The organism is Enterobacter cloacae complex sp. P14RS (assembly GCF_014895895.1).
Lineage (GTDB): Bacteria > Pseudomonadota > Gammaproteobacteria > Enterobacterales > Enterobacteriaceae > Enterobacter > Enterobacter bugandensis.
This window is the reverse complement of record NZ_JADBQM010000008.1, coordinates 108,319-117,005: the sequence shown is the minus strand read 5'-3', so window position 1 is coordinate 117,005 and position 8,687 is coordinate 108,319. Positions and strand designations below refer to the sequence as shown.

At 51.2% G+C, this 8,687-nt stretch carries 8 protein-coding genes; 4 read left to right on the top strand and 4 right to left on the bottom strand.

The window, feature by feature from the left end:
* Positions 1 to 112: 112 nt before the first annotated feature.
* Together mobB and mobA are read right to left on the bottom strand one after the other, a co-directional pair.
* Positions 113 to 616: a molybdopterin-guanine dinucleotide biosynthesis protein MobB gene (gene mobB, locus IM295_RS08120; RefSeq protein WP_192987457.1), complete on the bottom strand. Its 504-nt coding sequence runs from the start codon at positions 614 to 616 to the stop codon at positions 113 to 115.
* The gene (mobA, locus tag IM295_RS08115) at positions 613 to 1,197 is read right to left on the bottom strand and encodes a molybdenum cofactor guanylyltransferase MobA (protein ID WP_193066517.1); all 585 of its coding nucleotides are present in this window, start codon (positions 1,195 to 1,197) and stop codon (positions 613 to 615) included. Before mobA ends, mobB begins: the two co-directional genes overlap by 4 nt.
* Positions 1,198 to 1,265: 68 nt before the next feature.
* Here mobA and IM295_RS08110 point away from each other — a divergent pair, with 68 nt between their 5' ends.
* The 3 genes from IM295_RS08110 to dsbA all read left to right on the top strand — a co-directional run bounded on the left by IM295_RS08110 (position 1,266) and on the right by dsbA (position 3,248).
* On the top strand, positions 1,266 to 1,535 hold the full coding sequence (locus IM295_RS08110) for a YihD family protein (RefSeq protein WP_008501866.1): 270 nt from the start codon (positions 1,266 to 1,268) through the stop codon (positions 1,533 to 1,535).
* 75 nt (positions 1,536 to 1,610) lie between these two features.
* Positions 1,611 to 2,597: a serine/threonine protein kinase gene (locus IM295_RS08105; protein ID WP_193066516.1), complete on the top strand. Its 987-nt coding sequence runs from the start codon at positions 1,611 to 1,613 to the stop codon at positions 2,595 to 2,597.
* 27 nt (positions 2,598 to 2,624) lie between these two features.
* Positions 2,625 to 3,248: a thiol:disulfide interchange protein DsbA gene (gene dsbA / locus IM295_RS08100; RefSeq protein ID WP_028014899.1), complete on the top strand. Its 624-nt coding sequence runs from the start codon at positions 2,625 to 2,627 to the stop codon at positions 3,246 to 3,248.
* 23 nt (positions 3,249 to 3,271) lie between these two features.
* Here the strand turns inward: dsbA and IM295_RS08095 are convergent, their stop codons facing one another.
* Positions 3,272 to 4,180: an acyltransferase gene (locus IM295_RS08095; protein ID WP_045630627.1), complete on the bottom strand. Its 909-nt coding sequence runs from the start codon at positions 4,178 to 4,180 to the stop codon at positions 3,272 to 3,274.
* A 440-nt stretch (positions 4,181 to 4,620) separates the two neighbouring features.
* On the opposite strand from IM295_RS08095, the gene polA reads away from it, so the two are divergent.
* Complete coding sequence (gene polA / locus IM295_RS08090) at positions 4,621 to 7,413, top strand: DNA polymerase I (protein WP_193066515.1); 2,793 nt, start codon at positions 4,621 to 4,623, stop codon at positions 7,411 to 7,413.
* A gap of 311 nt (positions 7,414 to 7,724) precedes the next feature.
* Here polA and yihA read toward each other — a convergent pair whose 3' ends face one another.
* Positions 7,725 to 8,354: a ribosome biogenesis GTP-binding protein YihA/YsxC gene (gene yihA / locus IM295_RS08085; protein ID WP_045630625.1), complete on the bottom strand. Its 630-nt coding sequence runs from the start codon at positions 8,352 to 8,354 to the stop codon at positions 7,725 to 7,727.
* Positions 8,355 to 8,687 lie beyond the last annotated feature (333 nt).

Here is an 8,687-nt window from a genome sequence, read left to right as displayed (position 1 = left end):
GGGAACTGCCAGGCATCAAACAAGTGAAGAGGCCATCCGAAAGGATGGCCTTTTTGCGTTTCTGCGCTGCACAAACCGTAGGCCGGGTAAGGCGAAGCCGCCACCCGGCAAGTCAGACCGCACACCACTTCACAATAAACTCAGCAATCCCATCCTCATCATTTAAATCCAGCACCGGAACCTCAATATCGAGAGCAACATCGCTGGCCACCGCAATCACATGCTCATCCAGCGTTAACTCGCTGATGTCATGCCCGGCATCACTTCTGAACAGCAGGATCTTAGGCACGGCCTCATGCTTAAATCCCTCAACCAGCACCAGATCCAGCATGGAGTGATCCATCCGACTTACCAGATACGCGAGATCCAGCGGTGCCTCATCCGGCGTTTCTGTCATCAATGCCCAACGCTGGTTGCTTGCTACCATTGTCTGCGCGGCACCCGCTTTGCGCAGCTCATAGCTATCTTTGCCCGGCTTATCGACATCCATATTATGGTGAGTATGTTTAATCAAGCCAGGACGAATACCGCGGGCGCACAGCGCGGGAATCAGTTTTTTCAGCAACGTGGTTTTTCCTGTCCCACTCCAGGCTGAAATGGCTAAAACAGAGTTCATCTCTTCTCCTGCATGGCCTGTAAATCTTCTATTGTGTTCACATTCACGAACGATGTTTTCATGTCGCTAAAATCAACAGCATGTCCGCCGACCTTACGCATAAATACCATCACTCTTCGCTCTCCGGAGGCCAGATAGTCGCTTATAGCAGGAATCAAGGATCGGTTAATGAGCGCGATAGTTGGGTGGTCGCGCTCGCCGTCATGCACCCAGACCACGGGTGAATCATCTCGCTGTTGCATCATCCTTTCCACCAGGCAGGTGGGTATATATGGAGTATCACACGAACAAAAGAGAAACCACTCTCCCTGCGACTGCTGCATCACCGAAAGCATGCCGGCCAGCGGCCCCGGAAAATCTGCGAGATTATCCTGATAAACGGGAAACCCGCTGCGCTGGTAAATATCGATATGGCGATTTGCGCTCAGCGCCATTGCCGATACCTGATCGACAAGCGTATCAGCGACATGCTGCCATAAGGGCTTGCCTTTCAGGAGCTGCAGTCCTTTATCTTCCCCGCCCATCCGCGTAGCTCTGCCGCCTGCCAGAACGACCCCAGTGATTTCCAGGCTAAGATTCACGAATATCGCCTCTTTTATTGTGGGATTGACCCTGCTAACGTGTCACTCTAAATGAAAGGAGCACCACCATGAAATGTAAACGTCTGAATGAAGTCATTGAACTCCTCCAGCCAGCCTGGCAAAAAGAGCCAGAGCTGAATCTGATGCAATTCTTACAGAAACTGGCAAAAGAGTCAGGTTTTGACGGCGATCTGGCAGACCTTTCTGACGACATCCTGATCTACCACCTCAAAATGCGCGACTCAGCCAAAGATGCTGTTATTCCTGGTATTCAGAAGGATTATGAGGAAGATTTTAAAACTGCATTGCTGCGCGCCCGAGGCGTAATTAAAGAGTAAAAGCTTGTAAGCGGAGCCACCGAAATCGCTACAAGATGATATCCTGAATCATTCGTATAATTTCCGGATGATCGGATGAACGACCAGGCTTTTACTTTCCAGACACTACACCCGGATACCATTATGGATGCCCTGTTTGAACAGGGTATTCGTGTGGATTCCGGGCTAACTCCGTTAAACAGCTACGAAAACCGCGTCTATCAATTTCAGGACGAGGATCGTCAGCGCTTCGTCGTAAAGTTCTATCGCCCTGAACGTTGGTCTGCACAGCAAATTCAGGAGGAGCACCAGTTTGCTCACGATCTGCTGGTTGATGACGTCCCCGTTGCCGCGCCGATAAAGTTCAATAACCAAACGCTGCTCACGCATGAAGGGTTTTACTACGCCGTATTTCCCAGTCTGGGTGGCCGCCAGTTTGAAGCGGATAATATCGATCAGATGGAGTGGGTTGCTCGCTATCTGGGACGCATTCATCAGACGGGACGTAAAACAGCGTTCACTGCCCGACCAACGATCGGGATTCATGAATATCTCACCGAACCACGTCAGATATTCGAAACGTCTGCGCTGATCCCCGCTGCGTTAAAGGAGCATTTCCTCAACGCCACCGATAAGCTTATTGCTGCGGTGAAAACCTGCTGGCGTGATGATATTTCCGTTCTGCGCCTACATGGCGATTGTCACGCCGGAAATATTCTCTGGCGCGATGGACCGCTGTTTGTCGATCTCGACGATGCGCGCATGGGACCAGCGGTTCAGGATCTGTGGATGCTGCTCAATGGCGACAAAGCCGAGCAGCGCATGCAGCTTGAAACGATTATTGAAGCCTATGAAGAATTTAGCCCGTTTAATTCAGACGAAATTGCCCTGATTGAGCCTTTACGTGCGATGCGTTTTGTTTATTATCTCGCATGGTTAATCAGGCGTTGGGACGACCCCGCATTTCCTCGTAATTTCCCGTGGCTTACCGGAGAAGATTACTGGCGCAGCCAGATATCTACATTCACTCAGCAGGTTAAGGTTCTTCAGGAACCCCCTCTGCAATTAACGCCGATGTATTAATTGGACACACCCAGGAGAGAGTTAATCATGAAAAAAATTTGGCTGGCGCTGGCAGGTATGATTCTGGCATTTAGCGCTTCTGCTGCACAGTTTACCGACGGTAAACAGTTTATCACGCTGGAAAAGCCGGTTGCTGGCGAGCCACAGGTTCTGGAGTTCTTCTCATTCTATTGCCCGCACTGCTATCAATTCGAAGAGGTGCTGCATGTTTCTGACAACGTGAAGAAGAAGCTGCCGGAAGGCACCAAAATGACCAAGTACCACGTTGAGTTCCTGGGCCCGTTGGGTAAAGACCTGACTCAGGCGTGGGCGGTTGCGATGGCGCTGGGCGTGGAAGATAAAATCACTGCTCCAATGTTCGAAGCCGTACAGAAAACCCAGACCGTTCAGACCACTGCGGATATCCGCAAAGTGTTCGTTGATGCCGGTGTGAAAGGTGAAGAGTACGACGCCGCGTGGAACAGCTTTGTAGTGAAATCTCTGGTTGCTCAGCAGGAAAAAGCGGCCGCTGATCTGCAGCTTCAGGGCGTTCCGGCGATGTTTGTTAACGGCAAATATCAGCTGAACATGCAGGGCATGGACACCAGCAGCATGGATATTTTCGTACAGCAGTATGCTGATACCGTGAAATACCTGGTTGAGAAGAAGTAATTTCGTTGATATGAAAACGCCGGTCACTGACCGGCGTTTTTGTATGAAGATTTAATGCTGTCTATCTGTTCGTCTTTCTCTTTCCAGAGCGTATTAAGCCACTGCTGGAAACCACGTTTAAAATTCTTATCGTTAACGTAGTCACCGTGCAGCCCGGCATCGATCGGCACTAAATTCACCCGAACAACAATGCGCGTCAGCTTGCCGCTGAGCATATCGAAGAATGGCGTCCTGTCATTTTCCGGATAGCAGAGCGTAACGTTCAGAAGTTTATCGAACTGTGCACCCAGCACGTTAAGCGCCATCGCAATACCCGCCGCCTTTGGCGGAAGCAGGTTCTGATAAGGGGAGCGTGTTTGTTGACGTTTATCTTCCGTAAACCGTGAGCCTTCAACAAAGTTCACGATGGTCGTTGGATGTGCGCGAAACTTTTCACAGGAGCGGCGCGTGGTCTCCACATCCTTACCGCGACGCTCCGGATGACGAATCAGATAGCTGCGCGAATAGCGTTTCATAAACGGCATATCAAGCGCCCAGCAGGCCAGCCCGATAAAGGGCACCCAGGCGAGCTGCTGCTTCAGGAAGTACTTGTTCATCGGGATATGTTTGCGAAAAAGCACGCATAACACCACGATGTCCGCCCAGCTGTGATGATTGCAGATCAGCAGGTACCAGTTCTTTTTGTTGAGGCTCTCCAGCCCTTCGACATCCCACTTAAGATGCGGATTCAGGCACAGCAGGATCGCTAACCCTTCACACCAACAATACATCATGAAATTACAAAACGCAGAGACGGATCGCCACACCGCAGGCACAGGCAGCAGCAGTTTAACGATCCCGGCGATAATGATTGGCACAGAACACGCAATCGTCACCAGAATTGTTAAAATGATGCTTAGCGGTAATGTTATTGCAGCGAGCAATCTCGACATGATGAGCTTTTTCAGGTGGTTAGCTTTAATGGACCCGCCGATGATACGGCGCTGGGGGCTGATTTTATCAGAAAAGTGACAAAATTATGGCGCTTTCATATCGTCAATAGACGGCTTTTCCCCTGAAGCAGAAGATTTCTCTAATATTGTGCGCTAATCAGGACTTATATCCACATAGACTAAATTGCCATCAGCAAGCTATTTTCATGCAGTGTTAGTTATTAACATTATGATATGTAATAATTTATTCTCAACGCGCACCTGCTTTTAGTATCTGTTTTTCATTTGAAGTGAAAATATTCACAAACTTATCCACAGTTTGAATTTTGCGAGCGATCCTCACGATCGCAAAATCTTTTCCTGTATCGAACCTGAATAACTGATGTTTTCATCCTTCTGTGGCATCCTTTACGCATAAATTGATTAAAGGCACGGACATTATGGTTCAGATCCCAGAAAACCCACTTATTCTCGTCGACGGCTCTTCTTACCTGTATCGGGCGTACCATGCGTTTCCTCCTCTGACCAATAGCGCAGGGGAACCTACCGGCGCGATGTACGGCGTGCTGAACATGCTGCGCAGCCTGATTCTTCAGTATCAGCCCACCCATGCGGCTGTCGTTTTTGATGCGAAAGGCAAAACCTTCCGCGATGAGCTGTTCGAACATTACAAATCTCATCGTCCGCCAATGCCTGACGATCTGCGTGCGCAGATTGAGCCACTGCACGCCATGGTGAAAGCAATGGGCCTGCCGCTGCTGGCCGTCTCTGGCGTGGAGGCTGACGACGTCATCGGTACGCTGGCGCGTGAAGCTGAAAAAATGGGCCGTCCGGTGCTGATCAGCACCGGTGATAAAGATATGGCGCAGCTGGTGACGCCAGGTATTACCCTGATCAACACCATGACCAACACCATTCTGGGACCAGAAGAAGTAGTCACTAAGTATGGCGTGCCGCCAGAGCTGATTATCGACTTCCTCGCGTTGATGGGCGACTCCTCGGATAACATTCCTGGCGTTCCTGGCGTCGGTGAAAAAACCGCGCAGGCGCTGCTTCAGGGGCTGGGTGGTCTGGACACGCTCTACGCGGAACCAGACAAAATCGCCGGACTTTCCTTCCGTGGCGCAAAAACCATGGCCGGGAAGCTGGAAGAGAACAAAGAGGTGGCTTATCTCTCCTATAAGCTGGCAACAATCAAAACCGATGTGGAACTGGAGCTGGGCTGTGAGCAGCTGGAAGTGCAACAGCCTTCCGCTGACGACCTGCTGAACCTGTTTAAGAAATACGAATTCAAGCGCTGGACCACTGACGTGGAAGCCGGTAAATGGCTGCAGGCTAAAGGGGCCAAACCTGCTGCTAAGCCGAAAGAGACGATTGTCGTTGATGCCGAAGATCAGGCGGAAGAAGAAGCCGCAGCGCTCTCCTTCGACAACTACGAAACCATTCTGGAAGAGTCACAGCTGATCGCCTGGATCGAGAAACTGAAAAAAGCGCCGGTCTTTGCCTTTGACACCGAAACAGACAGCCTCGACAACATCTCAGCCAATATGGTGGGATTGTCCTTTGCGACAGAGCCGGGTATTGCCGCCTACGTTCCCGTGGCGCACGACTACCTGGATGCGCCGGAGCAGATCTCCCGCGAGCGCGCGCTTGAGCTACTGAAGCCGATTCTGGAAGACGAAAAGGCGCTGAAGGTTGGTCAAAACCTCAAGTACGACCGCGGCATTCTGCAGAACTACGGCATTGAGCTGCGCGGGATTGCCTTTGACACTATGCTCGAATCCTACATTCTGGACAGCGTGGCGGGCCGTCATGATATGGATTCCTTATCTGACCGCTGGCTCAAGCACAAAACCATTACCTTTGAAGAGATTGCCGGTAAAGGGAAAAATCAGCTCACCTTTAACCAGATTGCTCTTGAAGAAGCAGGGCGCTACGCGGCGGAAGATGCCGACGTCACGCTGCAACTGCATCTGAAGATGTGGCCAAAACTGCAGAAGCACGAAGGTCCGCTGAACGTATTCCAGCATATTGAAATGCCGCTGGTGCCCGTGCTGTCCCGTATCGAACGCAATGGCGTTAAAATCGATCCAACGGTGCTGCATAACCACTCTGGCGAGCTCGCGCAGCGTTTGACCGAGCTTGAGCAAAAAGCGCACGACCTTGCCGGCGAGCCGTTTAACCTCTCTTCACCGAAACAGCTGCAAACTATCTTGTTTGAAAAGCAGGGCATTAAGCCGCTGAAGAAAACCCCTGGCGGCGCGCCGTCAACCTCTGAAGAGGTGCTGGAAGAGCTGGCGCTGGACTACCCGCTGCCAAAAGTGATTCTTCAGTACCGCGGTCTCGCGAAGCTGAAGTCTACCTACACGGACAAGCTTCCGCTGATGATCAACCCGAAAACGGGCCGCGTGCACACCTCATATCATCAGGCTGTGGCGGCGACCGGTCGTCTCTCGTCAACCGATCCCAACCTGCAGAACATCCCGGTACGTAACGAAGAGGGCCGCCGTATTCGCCAGGCTTTCATCGCACCAGAGGATTATCTGATTGTCTCGGCGGACTACTCGCAAATCGAACTGCGCATTATGGCGCACCTCTCCCGTGACAAAGGCCTTCTCAGCGCGTTTGCCGAAGGAAAGGATATTCACCGGGCGACAGCAGCCGAAGTCTTCGGTCTGCCGCTGGACAGCGTAACCAACGAACAGCGCCGCAGTGCAAAAGCGATCAACTTCGGTCTAATCTACGGCATGAGCGCGTTTGGCCTTTCACGCCAGCTAAACATTCCGCGCAAAGAGTCGCAGAAGTATATGGATCTTTACTTCGAGCGTTATCCGGGCGTTCTGGAATATATGGAACGCACCCGCGCGCAGGCGAAAGAGAAAGGTTACGTTGAAACCCTGGATGGCCGTCGTCTCTATCTTCCGGACATCAAATCCAGCAACGCGGCGCGCCGCGCTGGCGCAGAGCGTGCGGCGATCAACGCCCCGATGCAGGGTACCGCAGCGGACATCATCAAGCGCGCAATGATCGCCGTTGATGCCTGGCTGGAGAAAGAGAAGCCGCGCGTGAAAATGATCATGCAGGTACACGATGAACTGGTGTTTGAAGTGCACAAAGACGATCTCGATATTGTGTCGAAAAAGATCCATGAACTCATGGAAAGCAGCATGACGCTGGACGTGCCGTTGCTGGTGGAAGTGGGAAGTGGTGAAAACTGGGATCAGGCTCACTAAAGGTTCTGTGAATAACGCGCTTTTTATGTAAGTTAGCAACATAACAACGCGCGTTTTGTGACGATCATTAGAATTCCCTATGTAAAGAATGAAAAAAAACTACAAAAAGTGCTTTTTCTACAGCAAAAAAAGGGGTAGAGTTATCGACGTAGGGTACAGAGGTAAGATGTTCTATCTTTCAGACCTTTTACTTCACGTAATCGGATTTGGCTGAATATTTTAGCCGCCCCAGTCAGTAATGACTGGGGCGTTTTTTATTGCGGCAAAGAAAAGTTCGGGCAAAAAAAGCGCGGACATCGCCGCGCTCGGTATTACTCTTCTTCCGCTTCCGTCGCGGGTTCCAGCTCGTTAAACCAGCTGTCGAGCTTCTGACGCAGCTTGTCCACGCCCTGTTTTTTCAGCGAAGAGAAAGGCTCAACCTGTACATCGCCATTGAAGGCCAGTACCGCTTCGCGAACCATATTCACCTGCGCTTTACGCGCGCCGCTTGCCAGCTTGTCGGCTTTCGTCAGCAGCACCAGCACGGCGATATCGCTTGCTACGGCCCAGTCGATCATCTGCTGATCGAGATCTTTTAGCGGGTGACGAATATCCATCAGCACCACCAGACCTTTCAGGCACAGGCGTTTTTCCAGGTATTCGCCCAGCGCACGCTGCCACTTGATCTTCATCTCTTCAGGCACCTGCGCGTAGCCGTATCCCGGCAAGTCTACGAGGCGTTTGCCTTCAGCCACTTCAAAGAGGTTAATCAGCTGGGTACGGCCAGGTGTTTTTGAGGTACGCGCCAGGTTCTTCTGATTGGTCAGCGTATTCAGGGCGCTGGATTTCCCCGCATTTGAGCGGCCAGCAAATGCCACTTCAATACCGGTATCAGAAGGCAGGTGGCGAATATCGGGCGCACTGGTGACAAAATGCGTCTGTTGGTAGTTCCAGGTAGTCACGTGGTCGTCTCCAAAAATCGTAATCTGGAGGGATTATACCCGAATGCGGGCAAAAGGCTTTTCTCATTGCACGAGGCTTGCAGGCGAATGCCCAAACGGCTGTGAGAGATCGGCTAATGTTGTTATGGGAGATTTCAGAGAATTCGCAGGCGTCAAAAAATGCAAACTGTTTTAAATCATAATCTTATTTCCAGGTAATTATCTGAAAATCCGTATTTGTACCGTTTCGTTGCTTGTTAGTTTAACGGAACAAGGTAAAGTATGCGGCAAGGCGAGGAAGCCAACAGGAAATCGACTTAAGGATTAGGGTCAGGAGCGCCAGGAGGCGAAGAC